Genomic DNA, 23,092 nt, shown 5'->3' with positions numbered 1-23,092 from the left:
AGCATGCCTGCCCGCACCGCGCGGTTCGTCCCGCTGCTGTTCGCCGTGTCCCTCGCCGCCTCCGCCCTGCCGGCGTCCACCGCCCGGGCGGTCCCCGACAGCACGCTGCCGTCCTTCGTCGGTTCCGTCACCTCGCGTTCCTACGACGGCGACGAGGACGACCTGCTCACCGCCGGGCTGGGGTTCTCGGGTCTGCGCCGTGCCACTCCCCCGGCGGTGGCCGACCCCGGCCGTCCCACGCCGGCCGAGCTACGGCGGTGGGCCGTGTGGGCCGCGGCGGGGCTCTCCGGGAGCGACGCGGGCGGGCTGGGGCGGCTGTACGGGCCGAACATCGGCGCCGACGGCCGACCAGTGCCCGGTGACGGGAGGATCGCCGGCACCGAGTACACCGTCACCGCAGGCACGGGCGCGCGCGGCGTCACCTTCGTCGTCCAGGTCCCGGCGGACCTCGACCGGGCACGCCCCTGTGTCGTGGCCGCGCCGGCGACCGGGCTGGCGAACGTGTACAACGCCGTCGGCGGCGCCGGGGCCTGGGGACTGCACCACCGCTGTGCGGTCGCCCTCACCGACAAGGGCATGGGCCCGGGCTTCCACGACCTGCGCTCCGACACCGTCATGGCCACCGACGGCACCGTCGGCTCCCGCGCGCGGACCGGCCCCGGCGCGGCCTTCGACAGCGGACTCGACGACACCGCCCGCCGGCGGTACGACGCGCGCCACCCCTACCGGGTCGCCTTCAAGCAGGCCCACTCCCGGCAGAACCCCCAGGCAGGCTGGGGACGCGACGTGCTCCGCTCGGTCGAACTCGCCCTCGCCCTGCTCAACCGCGACTGGCGGAAGGGCGCACCCGTTGCCGGGTACACGCCCGCGACCACGACGGTGATCACGGCGGGCGTCTCCAACGGCGGTGGGGCCGCCGTCGCCGCCGGGGAAGAGGACCGGTCGGGCCTGATCGACGCGGTGGTGGCCTCGGAGCCGCAGCTGAACCTCGCCCCGCTGCGCGGCCTCGCCGTCGAACAGGGCGGGCAGCGGGTGACGAGCGCCGGGCTGCCGCTGGTGCGGTACGCGTCCCTGGCCTCGCTGCTCCAGCCGTGCGCGGTGCTCGCCGAGCCCTCGGCACCGGGCTACACCTCCTTCGATCCGGAGGCGGCACGGCGCCGCTGTTCCGACCTGGTGGGTGACGACCCGCGGCTGATCCCGCGGCGTGACGCCGCACGCGCCGGGCTGCGCGGGCTGCCCGTGCTGGCGCGGAAGGCACTGGTCCGGGCCGGGTTCCAGGCCCGGTCCGGGTACTTGCAGGCCTCGCACTACGACCCGCAGACGCCCATCTCGTACGAGATGGGCTTCGCCCGCGCGTCGGTGACCGACGCGCTGTGCGACTACAGCTGGGCGGCCACCGACGCCTCCGGCCGCCCCGCCCCCTACACCCGTTCCCAGCTCGCCGCCGCCTTCGCGACCAGCGGCGGGCGGGCGCCCTCCCCCGGCACGCTGATCGACGACGGCTCGCTCGGCGGGCCGGTCGCCGACCGGCGGTCCATCGGGCCGGACGGCGCACTCGACTACAACCTCGACGGCGAACTGTGCGCCTACCGGCTGGCGTTCCCCGACAGGGCCGAGACCTCCGAGGAGCGGATGTGGGCCCGGCGGGTGGCCCAGGGGCTCGACGCCACCCGGCGCGACGGGAACCTGCACGGCAAACCCGCCCTCGTCGTGCACGGCCGCGACGACACCCGGGTCCCGGTCAACCACAGCTCCCGGCCCTACCTCGGGCTCAACTCCCGTACCGAGCACGGCAGGAGCTCGCTGTCCTACATCGAGGTCACGCACGCCCATCACAGCGACAGCACCGCGCCCGGCTACGACAACCGCTATGTGCCGCTCGGCTACTACTTCCAGCAGGCACTCGACCTGATGTGGGCCCGGCTCACCGAGGACCGTCCTCTGCCGCCCAGCCAGGTCGTACGGACCGTGCCCCGCGGCGGCGAACCCGGCCACGCGCCCGCTCTCACCCGAGCCCATGTGCCGCCCATCGCGCCGTCGCCCGCGCCCGGGGATCGCATCAGCGTGCGGTCCGACACGGTCCAGGTGCCCGGCTGAGCACGGCAATCTGTCAGGTGTTCGCCGAGGTCAGGCGTTCGAGCTGGGCGGCGGCCGTAGCGGCCTTGCGCTCCGCTTCGCGGACGCGGCGGTCGGCCGTACGCGCCTGTTCCCGGGCGGTCCGCTGGGCAAAGCGGGCCTGCTGGTGCTCGCCCCTGATGCGTTCCAGTTCCTCGGTGAGCTCTCCCACCCGCCGCTCGAGGCGGTCCACCTGCTGTTTCGCCTCCTCCGCTGACCGGCCGGCGGCCGCCGCCTCGTCCTGCAGCGCCCGCAGCTCCCGCTCGGCGGCCTCGGCGTCGCGCCGGGCCTGGGTCACCCGCTTCCGCTGCTGCCCGTCGGCCTTCCGGTCCGGGCTGGAAGGGGCAGCCGCGGCGGGTGGGCGACTCTGCCCCTGGGGACCCCCTGCGACGGCACGCTCCCCGACTGCCGGAAAGCCGACGGCGGCACTCAGCGGTTTGACCAGCCGGCCGCTCGCCCAGGCCTGGGCGGCCTCGGGGTCGGCGAGGACGGCGTGCAGGGTGTTCTCGACCTCGCGCTGCGTGCCGTCGCCGATCGAATGGCCGGCCTCCGCGGCGACCTGCCGGGCCTGAGCGGACAGGGCACGGACGACCGCGTGCTGCTGCCTGCTCAGCTCGCGCAGCTGTGTGCCGTCCAGGTCGTGGTGGGCCTGCCGCAGTCCCTCCCCCAGGCGGAGCAGGGGCTCGACCTCGCCGGGGAGGGCCCGGACCAGGAGGTTGCCGACCCAGGCCGCGAGGCTGGGCTTGCGCAGCGCGCCGATCCGCTCGGCGAGGTCCCGGTCACCGGCGGTACGGGCGGCGGCGACGGCCGAGGCGCGGGCCGCGGTGAACTCCTCCGGCCGCAGGGCGTACAGCTCGTCGGCCACGGCGTCGTACTCCATGAGCGTCCCTTTCGCCTGGAAGCTCCGTTTCGATCGTCTCAGGCCACGCCATCCGGGGCTCGCGGGAGGTTCCGGAGGCACCCCGTTCATGATTGGGAAATCGACGGTTTAACATATGAGCGCCGCCTAGCTCGAAAGATGGATCTGTGACTGTCAACGACGACTCGTTCACCAACTGGAAGAACCGCGAGGAGATCGCGGAGTCGATGATCCCGATCATCGGGAAGCTGCACCGGGAGCGGGACGTGACGATCCTGCTGCACAGCCGCTCCCTGGTGAACAAGTCGGTGGTCAGCATCCTCAAGACCCACCGGTTCGCCCGGCAGATCGCCGGTGCGGAGCTCTCCGTCACCGAGACGCTGCCGTTCCTGCAGACTCTCGCCGCCCTCGACCTCGGTCCGTCGCAGATCGACATCGGCATGCTCGCCGCGACGTACCGCGAGGACGACCGCGGTCTGTCGATCGCGGAGTTCACCGCCGAGGCCGTCGCCGGTGCCACCGGGGCCAACAAGATCGAGCGCCGCGAGGGGCGTGACGTCGTCCTCTACGGCTTCGGCCGCATCGGCCGGCTCGTGGCCCGGCTGCTCATCGAGAAGTCCGGCTCGGGCAACGGTCTGCGACTGCGGGCCATCGTCGTCCGCGGCGGGGGTGACCAGGACATCGTCAAGCGCGCCTCGCTGCTGCGCCGCGACTCGATCCACGGCCAGTTCCAGGGCACGATCACCGTCGACGAGGCGAACAGCACGATCGTCGCCAACGGCAACGAGATCAAGGTCATCTACGCGAACGACCCGTCCGAGGTCGACTACACGGCGTACGGCATCAAGGACGCCATCCTCATCGACAACACCGGCAAGTGGCGCGACCGCGAGGGCCTGTCGCAGCACCTGCGTCCCGGGGTCGACAAGGTCGTGCTGACCGCGCCCGGCAAGGGCGACGTCCCGAACATCGTGCACGGCGTCAATCACGACACGATCAAGCCGGACGAGCAGATCCTGTCCTGCGCGTCGTGCACCACGAACGCGCTGGTGCCGCCGCTGAAGGCGATGGACGACGAGTTCGGGGTCCAGCGGGGCCACGTGGAGACCGTCCACTCGTTCACCAACGACCAGAACCTGCTGGACAACTACCACAAGTCCGAGCGCCGGGGCCGCTCCGCGCCGCTCAACATGGTCATCACCGAGACCGGTGCCGCCTCCGCCGTCTCCAAGGCGCTGCCCGACCTGAAAGCGAAGATCACCGGCAGCTCCATCCGGGTGCCGGTGCCGGACGTCTCCATCGCGATCCTCAATCTGCAGCTCGCGCGCGAGACCACCCGCCAGGAGGTTCTCGACTACCTCCGTGACGTCTCCCTGACCTCGCCGCTGAAGCGTCAGATCGACTTCATCAGCGCCCCGGACGCGGTCTCCAGCGACTTCATCGGCTCGCGCCACGCCTCAATCGTCGACGCCGGCGCCACCAAGGTCGAGGGCGACAACGCGATCCTCTACCTCTGGTACGACAACGAGTTCGGCTACTCGTGCCAGGTCATCCGTGTCGTGCAGCACGTGTCCGGCGTGGAGTACCCGACGTACCCGGCTCCGGCGGTCTGATCCCGGCCGACGACGCGGGGCGTGCCAGGCCGGCACGCCCCGCGTTCTCGTGCGTCAGGAGCGGGTCAGCTCGATCCGGTACTGCCGGGTCTGCGAGCCGTTCTCGCTGCTCACGGTCACGACGGCTTCGCGTTCTGCCCCCTTGCGGACGGTCACGGTCGCGTACGGGTCGCGGGACGTGGCGGTGATCCTCGCCCGGTCCGGGCGGTCGGAGGTCACGCGGTAGCTCGTCCGGTCCGGGTCGAAGCCGCCGACCGGCACACCGTCGACCTCGATCGAGGCGGCCCCGGCGTCCGAGGAGGTCCCGGGCGCCTTGGCGCGCAGCTCGATCTCTCCGAGGGTGATGTAGCCGCCCGGGCGTGCCGTCATGGCCACGCGGACCCCGGTCACCGGGCTGGTGGCGCGCACCGGGACGTCGACCACAGGTGTGCCCTCGGTGCCTACTGCGACCTCGTCGCTCGCGTCGGCCCAGGTGCCGTCGGCCCCGCGCGTCTGCACCTTGAGGGACTCCGCGAAGCTGAGGTTGGCTCCGTCGCGGTGGAAGTGGGTCACGACCCGGGTCAGATCGCGCGCCTCGGGCAGGGTGAAGGTGATGGTGTCGGACGGGTTCTTCGTGCCTGATCTCCAGTTCGACCAGGCCTTCTCGGACGTGTTCCCGTTGTGCAGGCCCGCGGCGGAGTAGCCGCTCTCGGTGTACGTCGCGGCGGCCGTCACACCCTCGTCGAGCGCGGTGTTCGTCTCCCGGGGTGCGGTGACCTGGACGCGTACGGCCGCCGCTGCCGTCGTTCCGCCGGGGACCTGGGCGGTGCCGCGCAGGGTCACCACCCCGGCGTCGTCGAACGCGCCGTCGGGTGCGGCGTCCCAGATGACCGGGAGGTCGGCCGTTCCGCCGTGGCGTCCGACGCCGGTGACCGTGGTGGGCAGGTCGGGGCGACCGCCGGTGTAGGTCTTGGCGCGGGCCGGATGTGTCGAGGCGATGGTGTCCACGGTGACGAGCGCTTCGGCCCGGACGGTCCGGCCGAGCGCGTCGGTGGCCCGGCCCTTCACCCGGACGGTTCCGGCCTTGCCCCACCGTGACTCGGAGGGCAGCGTCCATTGCACGGGGAGCGATCCCCGGGCGCCGTCCCGGTAGACGGGTGTCACGGTCCCGGGCAGTTCGGGCGTGCGGCCGGGGACGGTGAACGCCTTGGCCTGCTGGGTACGGAGCACCGTCTCGTCGGTGACGGCCCACCGCTGGTTGGCGTTGGAGGTCGGGAGGAAGGCCGATACGCGGGCGCCGTCCGTTGTCGACTGGCCGACGACGTCGAGCAGACGGCCCGTGGCGGCGTTGACGAAGGTCCAGGTGCCGTCCCCGGTGGTCGACATGATCCACTGCGCGGCCGGGGTGTCGCCCTCTTCCAGTACCGCCTCGTTGTCGCGCACGGCGAGGCGCGTGCCCGTGGCGGCGTTGACGAGGGCGTAGCGCTCACGGTTGCCGTCGCCCCTGGTCAGCTGCTTCACGGACCACAGCTGGGACGTGGCGGCCGGGTCGGCCGTACGGACGACGACGCCGTCGCCTTCGGCGGACGGGGCCAGGGACTTGCCGCTCTGGGCTCCCTGGAGGCGGTAGACGTGGCCGGGCTGGACGAGCGCGGCGTCCTCGGCGGTGCCCGACACACCGTCGACGAGGAGGGACGTGACCGACTTCGCGGGCACGGTCACCGTGGCGGAGGCGCCGTTCACCTTGACCGGTGTGCCGCGGACGAGGGCGCCGTCGGCGCTGGTCACGACGGGGGTCACCTGGGCGCCGGGGGCGACGCGCCCGAAGCGCGAGAGGTCCAGGGTCACGGCGCGCGGGGCCGTTCCGCTGTTGACGTGCACGACGGTCGCTCCGCGGCCGGACTTGCGGACGGCTGCGACGCTGGAGGGGTCGTCGGCCTTCACGAAGTGGTCGCCGGGGCGGATGTGGTGGGTGAAGTTGCGCAGGGTGTGGAACTTGGTGTTGGCCCGGATCGGACAGCTCTCCAGGGTGTCTTTCGCCGTGCAGTTGAACGGGATGTGGATGCTGCCCCAGTTCTTGCCCGCCTGCGCCTGGGGGATGGAGTCCTCCACGGGCTGCCACAACACCCAGGCGGACGGCTCCAGTTCACGGATGTCCTCGACGACCCGGGTGGCGATGCCGAGCCCCGGCTCCATGCCGGTGAAGTCGGTGCCGGTCCCCCAGGTGCCCTCCACCTCGCTCATCCAGAACGGCCGGTCGGCGGCCTTGGCGCTGTCGCGGGCGCTGGTGCGCATGCCGGTGCCGTAGGTGTGCACGTTGAGCTGATCGACGGCGGCACGCGCGGAGCCGTCGTAGGCGTTCCAGTTGCGGACGAAGGTGCTCGGGTTGGTCTCGTCCATGGCGGAGACGGTGGCGCGGGTCTTCGCCTTGTCGAGGGCGCGGCGCACGGCCAGTACGACCTTCTGCTGGAGTTCCGGGCCGGCGTGCGCGCCCTCCTGGCGGCCGCCGGTGGGCTGTCCGTCGGGGCCGATCTGGGTGCCCCAGTAGTTGGTGTTGGGCTCGTTGAGCGGGGCGAGGGTGTCGAACGTGATGCGGTGTTTCTTCTCCAGTTGCTCCGTCACCTTGACCAGGTAGGTGGCGAAGTCGTCGACGCGGTCCGGTCGTATCTGGTCGGTGTTGGCGTCGAAGCCTCCCGAGACATAGCCGCTGACGGTCTGGAACCAGGGCGGCGAGTTGCTGAAGGCCTCCCACTTGGTCACCTTGCTCTTGACCCGGTCCACCCACCAGCGCTGCCCCGGGTCGGCGGACCAGTCCCAGTGGTCGGGGTCGTCGGGGTTCCACCAGTCGGTGTCCTCCCTGGTGGTGCCCGCCGGGGCCTTCCAGAAGCCGTCCATCGTCGCGCCGGTCTTCATGTAGTCCTTGCGGACGTCGGGCGCGTTGCCACCGCCGATGTTGTAGCGCGCGATGTTGAGACGGAGGCCGTCCTCGCCGAACAGCATGTCGGCGAGCTTCCGGCGGATGGGTTCCGGGTAGCGGCCCGTGATGTTGGCGAACCAGACGAGGCTCGTCCCCCACCCTTCGAACTCCTGCTGTCGGTAGGACGGGTCGATCCGTACCGTGACCGCGCTGCCGGGCGGTTCGGCGGCAGCGGCAGGATGCGCGGTCACGAGTCCCGCGGCGAGGACGAGGGGGACGGCGACCGCCAAGGCCGGGGCGAGGCGATGTCTGCTGGACATGGAATCCCTTCGGGAGTGAACAGAACCGCGCAGAACCAATCGAGTTTCCCGAATGTTTTAGGACGGCAATCAACACGTCAAGAGGTGGGGCGAGTTGGGAACCGACGCACACCCCTTGACGCGTTCCGCCTCGCCACCCCAATAATGACCATCCACCTACCGTCCACATATCTAAACGACGTTCTCTGTTGTGTACGTGAGCGAGCACGGAGGCGCAGTGACCGGTTTATGCACCACCCGCAGTCGTCCGATCGTCGCCTCCCTCGCCGCCCTGCTCGCCGTCTCCGGCTGCTCGGTGGCCGGTGCCGACCCCATCGGCGGCGGTCCGGACACCCTGCGCATCGTCCTGCCCGAGGAACCGCCGACCCTCGAACCCTGTGACGCCTCGCTGACCGCGACGGGCCGGGTCACCCGGGCCAACATCACGGAGGCGCTCACCGAGCGCGAACCGTCCACCGGACGCCTGGAACCCGCCCTCGCCACCAAGTGGACCCGGGATTCGGCCACTTCGTGGACCTTCACCCTCCGCGAGGGTGTCACCTTCCACGACGGGACACCCTTCACGGCGGCCGCCGCCGCGTTCTCCCTCGAGCGCGCCACGGACTCCGGCATCGACTGCAACGTCGACGGCTACATCTTCACGGACAGCGAGCTCACCGCCACGCCCGTCGACGACACCACGCTCCGGGTCACCACGGCGAAGCCCGACCCGATCCTGCCGCTGCGCCTCTCCTTCGTCGAGATCGTGCCGACGAGTACCGACCCCGACTCCCGGGTGCGCGAGCCGGTCGGCACGGGGCCCTACCGGATCGACGAGTGGAACCAGGGCCGTCACCTGCGGCTGAAACGCTTCCCCGGCTACTGGGGCAAGGCTCCCGAGTTCGCCGCTGCCACCTACGTCTGGCGCGCCGAGGGCAGTGTGCGCGCGGCCATGGTGACGAACGACGAGGCGGACGTCGCGATCGGGCTCGCCCCCGAGGACGGGGCCGGTGACCGCGCGGTCGAGTTCGCCACCAACGAGGTGTCGTACCTGCGGATGGACGCCACGAAGCCGCCCTTGGACGACCTCCGGATCCGACAGGCCGTCAACTACGCGATCGACCGGGAGGGGCTGGTCACCGCGGTCTTCGCCGGCCGGCCCAGCGGGCAGCTGGTGTCGAAGGGCGTCACCGGCTACAACCCGCGCATCAGGCCATGGCCGTACGACCCGGAACGGGCCCGAGGACTCGTCGCCGAGGCCCGCGCCGACGGAGTCCGCACCGGCACCACCATCACCCTCATCGGCCGCAACGGCATCTACCCGAAGGCCGCCGAGGCGATGGAGGTCGTCCAGGACGGGCTGATCAAGGCCGGGCTGAAGGTCAAGATCAAGATGCTCGACGTCAACGCCTGGCTGGAGTACCTGCTGCGTCCCTTCCCCGCCGGCGACACCGGCCCCACCCTGCTCCAGGCCCAGCACGGCAACCAGGCGGGCGACGCCGCTTTCACGATGGGACAGATCTACGGCAGCGAGGGCGCTCAGAGCAGCTACGGCACCGACGCGCTCGACACGCTCATCGAGGAGGCGCAGCTCGCCTCGGGCGGGAAACGGCAGAAGGCGTTCGCGGAGGCGTTCACCCATCAGAACGACAAGGTCGTCCGGGACGCCGTCATGGCCAACATGACCGGACTGCTGGCCCTCTCCCCCAAGGTCCGCTACCGGCCCGACTCGGCCACCAACGACGAGATGCGGCTCGCCGACATGCGCCGCGCGGACTGAGGGAGGACATCACGTGCTGACCTTGCTGCGCCGCCGCGCGGTCTCCAGTGTCGTCCCGCTGCTCGTGGTGGTCCTCGGAGTCTTCTTCCTGGCCCGCCTCACCGGAGACCCCGCCAACCTGTATCTGCCGCTGAGCGCGACGCCCGAGATGCGGGCCGAGTTCGCCGCCCGCAACGGCCTGGACGACCCGCTGATCACCCAGTTCGGCGACTATCTCGCCCAGGTCGCCCACCTCGACTTCGGTGAGTCGCTGCGCACCGCCCAGCCGGCGGGCGAGGCCGTCCTGCGGGCCTTCCCCGCGACGCTCCAGCTGGCCGGCTGGACCATGCTGCTCGCCGTCCTGGGCGCGGTGGTCATCGGCAGTCTTGCGGCCTACCGCCCGAACTCGGCGACCGACCGGATCGCGAGCTTCCTGTCCTCCACGGCCGCCAGCGTCCCCGACTTCTGGATCGCCATCATGGGCGTGCTGGTCTTCGCGGTCACCCTGGGCTGGCTGCCCACCTCCGGCACGAGCGGCGCGGCGGCGTGGGTGCTGCCCGTGGCCACGCTGCTCATCCGTCCGTTCGGTGTGCTGGTCCAGGTCGTGCGGGGCGCCATGGTCTCGGCGCTGTCCGCCCCGTATGTGAAGGTGGCGCGCGGCAAGGGGGCCTCCGAACTCCGGGTGGTCTTCGGGCACGCCCTGCGCAACGCCGCCGCACCGGCGCTGACCGTCGCGGGGGACCTGGCCGTGGGGCTGGTCAACGGGGCGGTCGTCGTCGAGACGATCTTCGGCTGGCCCGGTATCGGCAAGCTCATGATCGACTCGGTGCTGCAGCGAGACTTCGCGGTGCTTCAGGCGGCCGTGCTCCTGACCGCGCTGGCGATCTTCGCCCTCAACATCCTGGTCGACCTCTGCCACGCGCTCCTCGACCCGCGGGTACGGCAGCGGGCGGCGGCATGAGCCAAGGACGGGACATGCTTCAGAAAACCGCATCCCAGACGGACGGCACGACCGTACGGCGGCGGTGGTTCGCCCTGCTGCTCCGGGACCGGTTCGCCTGCGCGGCGGCCCTGCTCCTGCTCCTGGTCGCGCTGAGTGCCGTACTGGGGCCGCTCCTGGCCGGGGACCTGGCGACCCGTCAGAACCTGCGTGACCCGGGCCGGCCTCCCTTCAGTCTCGACCACGGCTGGGCCTTCGTCCTCGGCAGCGACTCCCTCGGCCGGCCCGTCGCCGCGCGGCTGCTGGCCGCGGCCGGGACGACCCTGGCGGTGGCGGTGCCCGCCGTGCTGTGCTCGCTGGTGATCGGCTCGGTGTGGGGCATGTGGGCGGGCTATCACGGCGGCTGGCGCGAGAGCGTGTCGCTGCGAGTGGCCGATGTGATCCTCAGTTTCCCGTCGCTGCTGCTGGCCGTGGTCGTGCTGTACGTGTTCTCGCCGAGTGCCGCGAGCATCGTGCTGGTGCTGGCCGTCGCCCGGATCCCCGTGTATCTGCGCACCGCCCGGGCCGAGGCCGCGGAGTTGCGCAGCCGGCTGTTCATGGACGCGGCCCGGACGTTCGGCACCGGCAGCTGGGCGGCCATCCGGCGCCATGTCGCGCCGAGCGTGCTGCCCACGCTGCTCACCGTGGCCGCGCTCGACTTCTGCTTCGTGATGCTGGCCGAGTCCTCGCTGAGCTTTCTGGGCATCGGCATTCAACCACCGGACGTGAGCTGGGGGTTGATGGTCGCCCAGGGACGGCAGGAGTTGCAGAGTGCGTGGTGGATCGCGCTCTTTCCGGGGCTCGCGATCGTCGTCACGACCGTGTCGGCGACCGTTCTGGCCTCCTGGGCCCGGCTGACGACCGACCCGGGTCAGCGGTGGCGGCAGGGGCTCGGGCGGCGTGCCCGGGGGCCGCGTGCGGCGGGCGGGGACGGCAAAGGTCCGGTGGCGGGGAACGCGGCCGGTGTCGGCGACCGTACGGCGAGCGTGAGCGGTGCGGTGCCCGCCGACCCGTCCACGGGCACCGCCGCCCCGGTGGACAGCGACCGCACCGAGGGCTTGTCTCCGGGCGGCGTCCTGGTCGTGGACGACCTGTCCGTCGACGTGCACACTCCGGCCGGGCCGGTTCCCGTCGTCCGCGGCGTGAGCTTCGCCGTGCGGTCGGGCGAGACGCTGGCGCTGCTGGGCGAGTCGGGCTGCGGCAAGAGCATGACGGCACACGCCGTCGCCGGTCTGCTCGACCCGGTCGCGCAGGTGGTGGGCGGGCAGGTACGGCTCGAAGGACAGGATCTGCTCGGGCTCGGAGCGCGGGCCAGGCGCCGGCTGGCCGGCCCGGGTCTGGCCATGGTCTTCCAGGACGCGCTGAGCGCGCTCAACCCCGTCCACACGGTCGGAGCGCAGCTGGCCGAGCCGTTCCGCATCCACGAGGGCATGTCCCGGCGCGCGGCGCGGGCCAGGGCGGTGGAGCTGATGGAACGCGTGGGCATCCCGGAGGCCCGCTCCCGGGCGGACGCCTATCCGCACCAGTTCTCGGGAGGCATGCGGCAGCGCCTGCTCATCGCGACGGCGGTCGCCCTGCGGCCCAAGGTCCTCATCGCCGACGAGCCCACGACGGCCCTGGACGTCACCGTGCAGGCGCAGATCATGGACCTGCTCGGCGAGTTGCGCGGCGAACAGCGGACGGCGCTCGTCCTCATCACGCACGACCTCGGGCTCGCCGCCGAGCACGCGGACCGGGTCGCCGTCATGTACGCGGGGACGGTGGTGGAGACCGGGCCGGTGGCCGAGGTGTTCGGCCGGCCCCATCACCCGTACACCCGGGGCCTGTTGGAGTCGGTGCCGGCCGAGCAGCACCGGGGCTCCCGCCTGACGTCGATTCCCGGGAGCCCGCCGGACCCGGCCGCGGTGCCGGCCGGCTGTGCCTTCCGTACGCGCTGTCCCCTGGCCCGGGAGCGGTGCGTGACCCACCGTCCGGCGCTGACCGGCACCGGAGCCGGCCGGGCCGCCGCCTGCCACTTCGGGAAGGAACTGGCCGATGCCTGAACGCGGGACCCTGCTGGAGGCCGCCGGCCTGGCCAAGAGCTTCACCGTCCGGCGGACCGTGCGCGGCGGCACCCGGCTGCGGGCGATTGACGGGGTGGACCTGGCCCTCGGGCGCGGGGAGACCCTCGGCCTCGTCGGCGAGTCCGGCTGCGGCAAGTCCACGCTGGCCAGGATCCTCCTGCTGCTGGAGCGTCCCGACGCGGGCACCGTGCGGTACGAGGGCGTCGACCCGTTCGCGTTGTCGGGCGCTGAACTGCTCGCCTGGCGGCGGAAGGTGCAGATGGTCTTCCAGGACCCGTTCGGTTCGCTCAACCCCCGCCTCAGCGCGGCGGATCTCATCGGGGAGCCCTGGCTGACCCATCGCGACCTGGTCCCCCCTGCGCGGCGGGCGGCGCGCGTCGCCGAACTGCTGGAGATGGTCGGCCTGCGCGCGTCGGACGCGGCCCGCCACCCGCACGAGTTCTCAGGAGGACAGCGGCAGCGGATCGGCATCGCCCGGGCCCTGGCGCTGGAGCCCGAAGTGATCGTCTGCGACGAACCCGTCTCCGCGCTGGACCTGTCGGTACAGGCGCAGGTGCTCAACCTCCTGTGCGACCTGCGGGACGAGCTGGGGCTGTCGTACGTGTTCATCTCCCACGACCTGTCCGTGGTGCGGCACCTCGCCGACCGGGTCGCCGTGATGTACCTCGGCAGGATCGTGGAGACGGGCCCGACGGAGGAGGTCTACGAGCGGCCGCGCCACCCGTACACGGAGGCGCTGCTGTCGGCGGCCCCTTCCCCTGTGGCCGGCGGCGGGCGCCGGCGGCAACGCATCGTGCTCACCGGCGAGATCCCGTCTCCTGCCGACCCGCCGTCGGGTTGCCGGTTCCGGACCCGGTGTCCTCGGGCGCGGGACCTGTGCGCCGAAGCCGTACCCGAACCTCCGCCCGGTGCGCCGCTCCACGGTGCGGCATGCCACTTCCCGCTGGAGGAGACACCCGAGGGGACGTCCGCGGTCACGGCTTGACGGGTGGTGTCATTCGATGTCGTCCACCAGGAACTCCTGGTCCCGTGCCCCCGTGCAGCGCTGCTGGGCGATCTCGGCGCCCACCGCCCGGTCGTCGGCGCCGTTGATGCCGAGGCACATCCCGTTCTGCACCACGTGGATCCGATAGCCGTCGGCCTCGGAGCCTCCGGCGGGGTCGAAGAAGAAGTGCTGGCTGGTGCGGTCCGCCGAGCAGCTCTCCCAGGGCCAGGGTTCGAGCAGTCCCTCGACGACATGGCCGGTGCCCAGCGCGGTGAGACAGCCGTCGCTGTACACCGGGTGGCGCCATTGGATGTAGTACGAGCCTGTGTTGCCGACCGACACCAGTGACAGGTCAGGCGGTGTGGCGTCGGCACAGGGGCGCTGGACGGCGACCTGGCTCCGGTAGCGCCCCTTGCGGTCGTGGCCTTCGGTGACGCACAGCTTGGGGGCCAGGGCCGGGCGGATCCGGGATGGTCCCGGCGGCGGGCCTTTGACGTCGGTGGTCGAGGAGGGGACCGAGGAGGGATCCAGGCGTGGTCCGGCACCCGCCGCGTGTGTTCCCGTGCCCTGGTCGCTCGTCTCGCCGGGCAGCAGCGCCCAGGCTCCGACGGCGGCGAGCAGGAGCGCGGCGACGGCGCACGCGGCCAGGACTCGTCGGTTCTTGACCCGGCCCGCGACGGGGTCGGCGACCGGGCGCACGGCTGGGGGCCCGGTGGGGTGCTCCGCGGTCGAGGCGGGTGTCGGACCGGGCGTTGGGGCATCGGCGGCGTGTGCCGGGTGATCGCCCGCGTGCGTCGAGCTGTCGTGCCCGGGGGTCTGTCCGTCGTGCGCGGGTGTCGACCTGTCGTCCAAGGGTGTCTGCCCGTTGTGAGCGGGCGCCGACCCGCCGTCCACGAGCGTGGCCCCGTCGTCCGCTTCCGGCGGCTCGGCGGCGGCCAGCCGGTCCCTGGCCTCCAGCCAGACGGCGGGATCCTCGTTTCCTCCGCACGCGCGGACGAACGCGACGACCACCTCGGCTCGCGGCAGCGAGTCCCGGCGCAGTGCGTCGGCCACGGTGCTGCGCGCGAGCACGTCACCGCGCCGTTCCGCGTTCGCTTCCAACTGCCGGTAGGTCAGGCCGGCCTGTTCCTTGAGCCATCGCAAGCAGGCCACGAACTCCGCGGCGCTGCGCGCCTCGTGCGGCAACGGACGCTGTCTCCCCATGTCCGGCCATCCTCGTCGTGCCTCTGGCAACGGACAATCCGGAATTCTGCCAATCCCCGTCCCGTCACTCTCGTGTTCCGGACACCGCCGCGGCGGTGCCGGACAGGACCCGGACAGGGCCGCGAGCAGCCCGGACAGCGCCGGCCGCGTCCGGGACAGCCGAAGTCCCTGGTGCCCGGAATGCTCGTCCGCCCAGGCTGGGTGCCCTGCCGGTCGAGCCCGTCCGAGGCCGACCGGCCGAATCAACCGCCCCGTGCGTCACGGGGACCACCCGACGAAAGGACATCGCCCGATGAAGTCGATTCGTACTCTCGCCGACCGGATGCTGGACCGCCTGCTGCCGCGGGAGACCGCCGGGGCGTGCGAGTGGTGGTACCGCTGCATCCGCAACCAGCCCTGTTCTTCCCACAACCAGTACACGCAGCGCGTCTGGTCGTGCGATCTGAACCGCCGCGAGTTCGTGCGGTGCGGCTGCACGTCGTAAGGACGGCCCTGTTCCAGGCGGCCGGGCCTCCGGTGGGGGGGCGGGGCCCGGCCGCCGTTCTCCGTTCTCTGATCTCTGATCTCCGGTTTTTCCTCACGAGGAGCATCCGTGACCTTCCTTTCGATGACATGCCAGGCCCTGCTCGCGCTGGTCTTCGCGATCGCCTGTGTGAGCAAGGCGCGCGGCCGGGCGTCGTTCGCGGGGTTCACGGACGCCGTCGTGGCACTGGGGCGCGTGTCCCGCCTCCGGGCGGTCTGGGTGGCGGCCGGGATCATCGCCCTCGAGGGCGCGACCGTGCTGTTGCTCCTCGTGCCGGGGTGGGGCAGCGCGGGGCTGTGGGTGGCAGCGGTCCTGCTGACCGGCTTCACGTACGCCGTCGCCCGCGCCCTGCAAGACGGCACCGCGGTCGCGTGCCGCTGCTTCGGGGCGTCCGGCGATCACGCCCCGGGACCGGCCCAACTCGTCCGCAACGCCCTGCTGCTCGCCGCCGTCGCGTTGGCCGTGCCAGGGGTACCGGGCGCCGGATCCCTGTCCTGGCAGGGCTGGTTCGCGGCCTGGCTGATCGGCGCCGTGTGTGCCGTGGTCGTGGTGACCGGGGACGAAGTGGTCGCGTTGTTGCGTCCCACGCATCAGGTCCCTGTACCCGCCGCCCGCCCGCACGAGGCCGTCTGATCCACCGTGATGCGCCAAGTCACCAAGTCGCCAAGTCACCAAGTCGTCTTCTGCTCCGCCTATCCGGAGAGGCCCACCATGGTCTACCTGGCCGTCGCCCTCGTGGCTGTCGCCGCCCTGTGCACCTGGGATCTGTTGCTGACCCTCGCCGTCCTCCGCAGACTCCGCGACCGGCCCCACAGCACCATGGGGGCCGACTCGGGCGGCATCCCCGTGGGGGCGACCGTGGGTTCCTTCGCCACGCGCTGCGCGGAGGGCGCCCCGCTCACCGAGCGGGACATCGCCGACGGGGCCCTGGTGGCGTTCTTCACCACCGGCTGCCTGCCGTGCCGCAACAAGCTGCCCGCCTTTGTCGAGGAGGCCAGGACGATGGGTGGTCGTCGCCAGGTGATCGCCGTCGTCGTGTCGCCCGGTGCCACGCCGGACGAGACGGCGGAGGCCGAGACCATGGCACGCCAACTCGCGCCCGTCACACGGGTGCTGGTGGAGGAACCCGACGGCCCCTGCACCGCGGCCTTCGGCGTCACGGCCTTTCCCTCCCAGTTCGCCGTCGCGGCCGCTGGCGGAACGGCGCCCACCGTGCTGGCCGTGGGAAATGCGGCGCTCACCGCCTCGCCGGTCGGGTCGGCATGAGCGGCACACCCGCCGGCGCCGCCCGTACGCCGGACCGCCCTGGCCGTGCTCCCGCCACTCCCGGCGCCCGGGACCTGGGCCGTGCCCTGGGCCTGGCGCTCCGGCTCGCGTTCCGCTCGTCCCCGTGGGTGCTGGCGAGCCATCTCGCCGTGACCCTGGTGTCGGCCGCCGCGCCCGTCGCGGCCACCTGGCTGGTCAAGGACATCCTCGACACGCTCACCTCGGGAGCGTCGGGAACGTCCACCGCCGGAATCGCCGCTCCGGCGGCCGCCCTGGCCGCCATCAGCACGGTGGCCGCCGTAGCCCCTCAGCTCACCGGCTATCTGCGCGCCCGGATGATGCGCGCGACCAGCCTGCGCGCCCACGAGGACCTGCACGCGGCCGTCGACACCTTCACCGGGCTGCGCCGGTTCGAACACCCCGAGTTCCTGGACCAGTTGCGGCTGGCTCAGCAGGCGGGGGGACTCGCCCCGTCCCAGGTGGTCGAAGGGGCGGCCGGTCTGACCCGCAGCGCCGTGCTGCTGGCCGGGTTCGTCGGGTCCCTCGCGGTCCTCGACCCGTTCCTGGCCGCCGTGGTGTCCCTCTCCGGCATTCCGGTGCTCTGGGCGGAGATCACACTCAGCCGCAGACGCGCACGCACGTTCTGGGACATCAGCCCTTCCGAGCGCCGGGAGATCTTCTACGCGACCCTGCTCACCAGCGTCGAAGCCGCCAAGGAGATCCGGCTCTACGGTGCCGGGGGCTTCCTGCGGGGCCGGATGATGAGCGAGCGCCGTGCCGCCGACGTCCTGCGGGAACGGATGGACCGCAGTGAACTGCGCATCCAGTCTGCGCTCCAGACCGCCGCCGCCGTCCTCGCCGGGGCCGGTCTGCTGTGGGCGGTCGGGGCCGCCTCGCGCGGGGCGATGACCGTCGGCGACGTCTCCATGCTGCTGGCCGCGATCCCCGCCGTGCAGAGCGGCATCGGCGGACTGGCCGGTGAACTGGGCCAGGCGCACCACTCGCTGGTGATGTTCGACCACTACGTCACCATCGTCCGGCTCGGCCCCGACCTGCCCGCTCCGCACCGGCCCCGCCCGGCGGGCCCGCTGCGCGAGGCGATCGAGATCCAGGACGTCTGGTTCCGCTACGAGGACGAACTGCCCTGGGTGCTGCGGGGCGTGGACCTGCGTATCGAACGCGGCACGGCACTCGCCCTGGCGGGCGTCAACGGCTCCGGAAAGTCCACACTGGTCAAGCTCCTGTGCCGGTTCTACGACCCCACACGCGGACGCATCCTGTGGGACGGCACCGACCTGCGCGACATCCCGGCGGCCGAACTGCGCGCACGCGTCGCCGCCACGTTCCAGGACCCGATGCGCTACGACCTCACCGCCCGGGAGAACATCGCCATCAGCGAGCTGACCGCGCTCGAGGCACCCCGGCGCTGCGAGGAGGCGGCGCGGCTGGCCGGCATGCACGAGGATCTCGCCCGGCTGCCGGGCGGCTACGCGACCATGCTGAGCCGGACCTTCCGCTCCGGTGAGGGCGACGGCAGCGGGAGCGGGGTCCAGTTGTCCGGCGGACAGTGGCAACGGATGGGCCTGGCCCGGTCGTTCCTGCGTACGGACGCGGATCTGCTGATCCTGGACGAGCCCAGTTCGGGCCTCGACCCGGCGGCCGAGTACGAGATCCACGCCCGGCTGCGCGAACGCCGTGCCGGGCGGACCAGCGTGCTGATCTCCCACCGGCTCGGCGCGGTCAAGGACGCCGACGTCATCGCCGTCCTGGAGGACGGGCAGGTCCGTGAACTCGGCGACCACCGGCGGCTCCTCGCCCGCGGCGGCACCTACCACCGGTTGTTCACACTTCAGTCCAGCGGCTACCGGGACGAGCCGGCCGAGGCGGAGGGGGCGTGCTCGTGATGCCGATGAGCTTGGCGGGTCCGGCGGCAGTGGTCCTGACGGTCGGGGTGCTCGCCCTCGTCCTGCGCAGGTGCTGCGTACTGCTCGATGTCAGCGGGGGCAGTATGCGTCCGGCCTTCGCGGACGGGGACCGGCTGCTGGCCGCCAGGCTGCCGGTGCGCCTGGTGCACGTCATGTCCCTGATGCGGGTGGTACGACGCGGAACGGTGGTGGCGATCAGGCTGAAGCCGGCCCCCGGCCCGCGCACCGCCTACTCCGCATCACCCACGTGCATGATCAAGCGGGTCGCGGCTCTTCCGGGCCAAGCGGTTCCGGGGGCGGAGAGAGTGCCCGCCGGGCACGTCTACGTCCTGGGCGACCATCGCGCGACCAGCTGGGATTCACGGCATGCCGGGCCGATTCCCTACGAGCGGCTCACGGCCGTGATCGTCTGCCGGGTCCGCCGCGGTGACACGAGCACCGCGGGGCTCCCGACGGGCACGTGAAAGGGGCCCTGCCGCAGCAGGGCCCCCACGGGCTCAGTGTTTGAAGACGTCCTTGGTCTTCTCCTTGGCCTGCCGGGCGTCTCCCTTGGACTGCTCCGCCCGGCCCTCGGCCGTCAGCCGCTCGTTACCCACCGCACGGCCGATCGTCTCCTTGGCCTTTCCCTTGGCCTGCTCGGCCTTCGCCTTTGACTTCTGCTCTCCAGCCACGATTCGCTCACTCCAAGTCGGGTCCGACTTCGGGGTCACCTGCCGAGTGACCTCGGGAGGGACGGCCAAACGTGCCCTACGGCGTACTGATCGGCCCGAACGGTAAGGATGTGTCACCCAGAGTCATCACGCGCGTCGACGGCCGGGCTCTGCGGGACCTACGCCCGTGTGAACCCGTGGCTCCGCTCCACTTTCGCCACATGCAGCGTGTAGCTCTGATACCACTCGGCTTGCCCGCGCTTCTGCGCCGCGCGGTGCTCGGCGTTGTTCCGCCACTCCGTGAGGGCGTCGGCGTCGCGGAAGTACCCGACGGTGATGCCCAGCCCGCCAGGAGTCTGCGCGTGGTCCATCCCCAGGAACCCGGGGACGCCCTTCACCAGGTCTTCCATGCGTGCCGCGGTCTCGCTGTAGCCGCTCTGGTCCTGAGTTCGCACCGTAGTGAAGACAGCCACGTAATAGGGGGGTTCAAAGGCCTCGACGGGCGCGACAGGCGCTCCGGAGTGACTGCTCATGGCGTCACTGTAAGGCAGCCTCACCGGGGGCAGGGCTCATGCCCGGCGAATCGCGTACCCCAGATACGTCACCACCGGGCTGCCCTCCGGCTCGAGCACCATGTCGACGAGCTCCGGCAGCTGATCGTCGGTCAGCGTGCCACGCCTGCGCCCGTACGTCGCGCGCACCAGGTCGCGTGCGTCGCGCGGCTTGAACGCCGAGACGTCCCTCGCGGACAGCCCCGCCCGGTCGAGGGACTCGGCAAGCTCCACCGGGCGGCGCAGCCGGTGCGCGGCGTATCGGCCCCGGGGCATGATCCGTGTTCCCGGGAAGGCCTGGAAGGCACCGAGGTAGACGAGGCGGGACACGGCGGTGCGGTTCACCGTGTCGTAGACGAAGGCCGCGCCGGGGCGCAGCACGCGCGCCGCCTCCCTGAGGACGACGTCCGGCCGTTCGGTGATCTCGAGGGTGTCGGCGCAGTACACGAGGTCGAAGGAGTCGTCGGGGACGTCGAGTTGCTCCGCGGGCGTCGTCAGGTAGGTGACGCCCAGCCCGTCGTCCGCGTCCAGGGCCAGGGCCGTCGCGGCGGGGGACGGATCGGCGGCGACCGCCTCGAATCCGAGCCGGGCGAGGCCGCGGGCCAGCAGGCCGCGCCCGCTGCCGACGACGAGCGCCCGGCTGCCGGCCGCCGCGAGGCTCAGCTCCCCGAGTACGCGCCCCAGGTACTCCATCCGTACGGACTGGAAGGTCAGGGCCCGGATGTGGCGGCCGTCGACGGCAGCGGGTCCGGCCGCGTCGAGTGCGATGTGCGGGGCGGTGCGCATGGCAGGCTCCCTCGGCGCTCAGGGTCACATTCCCTGAGCGAACGTAACATCGACGAGTTCCTCGCCGCGCGGCTGACCCGACTGGTCGAGGAGGGCGTGCTCCCGCGCGATCCGTTCCAGGTCAGCCCGCCCGGCCACGGAGACTCACCCGGGCCGTCTGCCCGGCTGAGGCGCTCAGGGCCGCACCGCCGACGACACCTCGGCCAGGAGCCGCTCCACCTCGCTCCCCCAGCGTGAGGCGATCACCAGGTCGCGTGCCGGGTCCACCCACAGCAGGTGGTTGCCGCCGTTGCCGCGGGCGCAGCGGCCTGTGCGCGGGGCCCGGGGCCATACCGTGCCGTGGTCGTTGAGCCACCAGGACAGGCCGTACTCGGGCTTCACCGGGCAGGGCGTCCACAGCTCCTCGATCCAGCGGCGCGACACGACCTGACGCCCGCCCCACCGCCCGTCCCGCAGGCAGAGCCGGCCGATGCGGGCCAGGTCCAGGGCGCTGATCCACAGTCCGCCGCCCCAGTGCGCGCCGCCGGAGACCACCGGCACCTCGGCGCCGTCGAGGGCGATCACCGCGTGGTCGTAGCCGTGCCAGGACCAGCCGTCGGAGGCACCGGTCAGGGCCATGACGCGCTCGCGCAGCACATCAGGCAGGGGGCGGCGGAGCAGGACCGTGAGCGCCAGGGCGGTCAGGTTGACACGCACGTCGTTGTAGGCCCAGCCGGCGCCGGGAGGTCCGCCAGCCGACTCGGTCCCCTCGCGGGTGCTCTGTGCGTCCACCCAGGTCGGCTTGGACCACAACTCACCCTCCCACTGGCTGGTCTGGTCCAGCAGGTGGCGCCAGGTGATCGCCCGCCCGTGGGGGGTGTCGAACTCGGGCAGGTCCACGGTCTTCGACACCGGCTCGTCCAGGCGCAGCGCCCCGTCGTCGTGGGCGATGCCCGCCACCAGCGACAGCACGCTCTTCGTGGCGCTGAAGGCCATCTCGGCGCGCGTGGGGTCGCCCCACGAGGCGAGGACCGTGCCCGCCCGGACCACGACACCGCCGGCTCCCTGCCCGTCGAGGAGCGGGCCGATGACCTCGCGGTGCGACGCGTCGGACACCTGGGCGGCGAGATACGACGCCATGTCGTCGATGCCCGCCACCGGTCGCGCCGCCTGCGCGCGCACGGCCCGCGCGAGTGCCGCCGCGTCCACTCCCTCCCAAGGGTCCTGGGTCCGGTCGCCGTTCTCCAGGACCTCTCCGTCGTATCGCGATGTCACCGCGTCCACGTCCACGCCCATCCTCCGCCGCCTGTCGGCACCTGTGTCCTCTGTTCGGCCGCCCAGCATGTCGAGCGAGCGGTCCGGTTCCCGCCCGGGTCAGCCGATCGCGTCCTGCAGGCTGCTTCTGCGCGGGAGCTGGGCGAGTTGGCCGCTGCCGAGGCGGATCCGGTCCTCGCTGATCATGACCCGGGCGGAGAGCACATCGCGTATCTGGCGGCTCAGGCTCCATTTGCTCGCCGACGGCTCCCGGTAGGCGTCCACCCCGATGACCTGGAAGGAGTCCAGCACGCTCTCGTTGGCCCGGGCGGCGGCCGTCAGGCGCAGCGCGTTCGAGCGGCGCACCATGGTGTCGCTCGCGGTCCCCCGCAGTTCCTCGTACTGGCCGGCGAGGGAGTGGATCTGCTCGGTGAGTTCGTCGATGGTGTCCGACGCCCGTCCCAGCCGCATCGTCCTGGCCGTGAGGACGTCGGGTGCGGTCCGGCTCTGCTGGCGCCGGAAGGCGTCCTGTGCGGTGGCGAACGCGGACTCGGCGATGCCGAGCCAGCACGCGGCCCAGCCCAGGTTCGACAGGGGCATGATGACGCGGGCCGAGGCCTCGCTGAACGACTCCTCCAGGATCCGGTCCCGATGCGTCCGGGCCCGTACCCGGCCGCCGCCGCTGCCCGTGCCCCGCATGCCGAGCGCCTGCCAGTCGCGCCATGGGGAGATGACCAGTTCGTCGCGGTGCACCAGCACCAAGGCCCCCTCGGTGACCGCGTCGTCGGCCGAGCGCCTGGCCACCAGCAGTCCGGCGTCGGCCTGTTGGAGGTAGGAGGAGACCGACACGTTCTTGTCGATGACGATGGCGCCGCTGCCGTCCGGGTCCTCACGGCAGTGGGCTCGGCTCTCGCGGGGGCTCGCGGCTCCGGTTTCCGACATCAGGCTTGCCACCAGTGGCTGGGTCTCCCACGCGGAGTCGATGAACTCCTGGACCGGCGTACTGGTCTTGGGCTGGCGGGCGACCGCCTGGATCTGACCCTGGTGCATGGCCCAGATCATGGCGGTGGAGGCGCATGCCTGGCCGAGCGCGTGGGCCACCGCGACGGTCTGCGGCGCGGTCCACAGTCCCTGGCCGGGGACGGGCTCGGGGGCGAGCAGCCGGTGCCGCTTCAGCGCGGCGACGGCCTCGGCCGGGAAGCGGCCCGCGGAGTCCACGTCCACGGCGTGGGCGCGGGCCACCTCCACGGCTGCGGCGACCCGTTCGCGCAGGGTCGGACCGTCCCCGTTGTCGGTGTGGTTCATGCCTTCCAGGTCTTCGGTCATGGCCTCTTCCGTACGTGGGTGCTGTTCAGCGGCTCGCCGACGGGCCTTCGGCCCGGCCGGC

The 23,092-nt window shown here is 72.1% G+C and carries 19 protein-coding genes; 11 read left to right on the top strand and 8 right to left on the bottom strand.

Annotated elements, in window-relative coordinates; all coding sequences use genetic code 11:
• The first annotated feature begins 3 nt into the window (after nt 1-3).
• The gene (locus OHU35_RS40685; protein ID WP_405508991.1) at nt 4-2,097 is read left to right on the top strand and encodes a 3-hydroxybutyrate oligomer hydrolase family protein; all 2,094 of its coding nucleotides are present in this window, start codon (nt 4-6) and stop codon (nt 2,095-2,097) included.
• 13 nt (nt 2,098-2,110) lie between these two features.
• Here the strand turns inward: OHU35_RS40685 and OHU35_RS40680 are convergent, their stop codons facing one another.
• Nucleotides 2,111-2,995 (bottom strand): hypothetical protein, encoded by an 885-nt coding sequence (locus tag OHU35_RS40680; RefSeq protein ID WP_405508989.1) that lies wholly within the window; start codon nt 2,993-2,995, stop codon nt 2,111-2,113.
• Between the two features lie 146 nt (nt 2,996-3,141).
• Between OHU35_RS40680 and OHU35_RS40675 the strand changes: the two genes are divergently transcribed.
• A complete protein-coding gene (locus OHU35_RS40675; protein WP_189727411.1) occupies nt 3,142-4,587 on the top strand; it encodes a glyceraldehyde-3-phosphate dehydrogenase in 1,446 nt (481 codons plus the stop codon).
• Nucleotides 4,588-4,641: 54 nt separating this feature from the next.
• Here the strand turns inward: OHU35_RS40675 and OHU35_RS40670 are convergent, their stop codons facing one another.
• Nucleotides 4,642-7,803 carry an RICIN domain-containing protein gene (locus tag OHU35_RS40670; protein WP_189727412.1) on the bottom strand — a complete coding sequence of 1,054 codons (3,162 nt, stop codon included), beginning with the start codon at nt 7,801-7,803 and terminating at the stop codon, nt 4,642-4,644.
• 217 nt (nt 7,804-8,020) lie between these two features.
• Here OHU35_RS40670 and OHU35_RS40665 point away from each other — a divergent pair, with 217 nt between their 5' ends.
• Genes OHU35_RS40665 through OHU35_RS40650 form a run of 4 tightly spaced genes read left to right on the top strand, consistent with a single transcriptional unit; the run spans nt 8,021 to nt 13,568 of the window.
• Nucleotides 8,021-9,562: an ABC transporter substrate-binding protein gene (locus tag OHU35_RS40665; protein ID WP_189727413.1), complete on the top strand. Its 1,542-nt coding sequence runs from the start codon at nt 8,021-8,023 to the stop codon at nt 9,560-9,562.
• Between the two features lie 13 nt (nt 9,563-9,575).
• Nucleotides 9,576-10,502 (top strand): ABC transporter permease, encoded by a 927-nt coding sequence (locus OHU35_RS40660; RefSeq protein ID WP_189727414.1) that lies wholly within the window; start codon nt 9,576-9,578, stop codon nt 10,500-10,502.
• 14 nt (nt 10,503-10,516) lie between these two features.
• Entirely contained in the window at nt 10,517-12,562 is a 2,046-nt protein-coding gene (locus tag OHU35_RS40655) for a dipeptide/oligopeptide/nickel ABC transporter permease/ATP-binding protein (protein WP_229873188.1), read from the top strand.
• On the top strand, nt 12,555-13,568 hold the full coding sequence (locus OHU35_RS40650; RefSeq protein WP_189727415.1) for an ABC transporter ATP-binding protein: 1,014 nt from the start codon (nt 12,555-12,557) through the stop codon (nt 13,566-13,568). Before OHU35_RS40655 ends, OHU35_RS40650 begins: the two co-directional genes overlap by 8 nt.
• Nucleotides 13,569-13,577: 9 nt before the next feature.
• Here the strand turns inward: OHU35_RS40650 and OHU35_RS40645 are convergent, their stop codons facing one another.
• Complete coding sequence (locus tag OHU35_RS40645; RefSeq protein ID WP_189727416.1) at nt 13,578-14,771, bottom strand: XRE family transcriptional regulator; 1,194 nt, start codon at nt 14,769-14,771, stop codon at nt 13,578-13,580.
• Nucleotides 14,772-15,063: 292 nt separating this feature from the next.
• Between OHU35_RS40645 and OHU35_RS40640 the strand changes: the two genes are divergently transcribed.
• The 5 genes from OHU35_RS40640 to OHU35_RS40620 all read left to right on the top strand — a co-directional run bounded on the left by OHU35_RS40640 (nt 15,064) and on the right by OHU35_RS40620 (nt 18,949).
• Entirely contained in the window at nt 15,064-15,255 is a 192-nt protein-coding gene (locus OHU35_RS40640) for a hypothetical protein (protein WP_189727417.1), read from the top strand.
• A 108-nt stretch (nt 15,256-15,363) separates the two neighbouring features.
• Nucleotides 15,364-15,927: a MauE/DoxX family redox-associated membrane protein gene (locus OHU35_RS40635; RefSeq protein ID WP_189727418.1), complete on the top strand. Its 564-nt coding sequence runs from the start codon at nt 15,364-15,366 to the stop codon at nt 15,925-15,927.
• Nucleotides 15,928-15,936: 9 nt separating this feature from the next.
• Nucleotides 15,937-16,560, top strand: coding sequence for a hypothetical protein (locus OHU35_RS40630; RefSeq protein ID WP_189727419.1), 624 nt, complete (start codon nt 15,937-15,939; stop codon nt 16,558-16,560).
• A complete protein-coding gene (locus tag OHU35_RS40625; RefSeq protein WP_189727420.1) occupies nt 16,557-18,464 on the top strand; it encodes an ABC transporter ATP-binding protein in 1,908 nt (635 codons plus the stop codon). Before OHU35_RS40630 ends, OHU35_RS40625 begins: the two co-directional genes overlap by 4 nt.
• Nucleotides 18,464-18,949, top strand: a complete 486-nt coding sequence (locus tag OHU35_RS40620) for a S26 family signal peptidase (protein WP_189727421.1) — start codon at nt 18,464-18,466, stop codon at nt 18,947-18,949. Before OHU35_RS40625 ends, OHU35_RS40620 begins: the two co-directional genes overlap by 1 nt.
• A gap of 33 nt (nt 18,950-18,982) precedes the next feature.
• Here the strand turns inward: OHU35_RS40620 and OHU35_RS40615 are convergent, their stop codons facing one another.
• The 5 genes from OHU35_RS40615 to OHU35_RS40595 form a co-directional block, all read right to left on the bottom strand.
• Nucleotides 18,983-19,156: a CsbD family protein gene (locus OHU35_RS40615; protein WP_184586600.1), complete on the bottom strand. Its 174-nt coding sequence runs from the start codon at nt 19,154-19,156 to the stop codon at nt 18,983-18,985.
• Between the two features lie 158 nt (nt 19,157-19,314).
• Nucleotides 19,315-19,668 (bottom strand): antibiotic biosynthesis monooxygenase, encoded by a 354-nt coding sequence (locus OHU35_RS40610; RefSeq protein ID WP_189727422.1) that lies wholly within the window; start codon nt 19,666-19,668, stop codon nt 19,315-19,317.
• A gap of 36 nt (nt 19,669-19,704) precedes the next feature.
• On the bottom strand, nt 19,705-20,472 hold the full coding sequence (locus OHU35_RS40605) for a bifunctional 2-polyprenyl-6-hydroxyphenol methylase/3-demethylubiquinol 3-O-methyltransferase UbiG (protein WP_189727423.1): 768 nt from the start codon (nt 20,470-20,472) through the stop codon (nt 19,705-19,707).
• A 174-nt stretch (nt 20,473-20,646) separates the two neighbouring features.
• On the bottom strand, nt 20,647-21,735 hold the full coding sequence (locus OHU35_RS40600; protein ID WP_405508982.1) for a serine hydrolase domain-containing protein: 1,089 nt from the start codon (nt 21,733-21,735) through the stop codon (nt 20,647-20,649).
• A gap of 90 nt (nt 21,736-21,825) precedes the next feature.
• Nucleotides 21,826-23,031 carry an acyl-CoA/acyl-ACP dehydrogenase gene (locus tag OHU35_RS40595; RefSeq protein WP_189727424.1) on the bottom strand — a complete coding sequence of 402 codons (1,206 nt, stop codon included), beginning with the start codon at nt 23,029-23,031 and terminating at the stop codon, nt 21,826-21,828.
• Between the last annotated feature and the right edge of the window lie 61 nt (nt 23,032-23,092).

Origin of the sequence: Streptomyces purpurascens (genome assembly GCF_045040895.1) — a bacterium.
Classification (GTDB): Bacteria; Actinomycetota; Actinomycetes; order Streptomycetales; family Streptomycetaceae; genus Streptomyces; species Streptomyces purpurascens.
The sequence above is the reverse complement of the archived record's forward strand: the minus strand, read 5'-3'. Positions and strand labels throughout refer to the sequence as shown.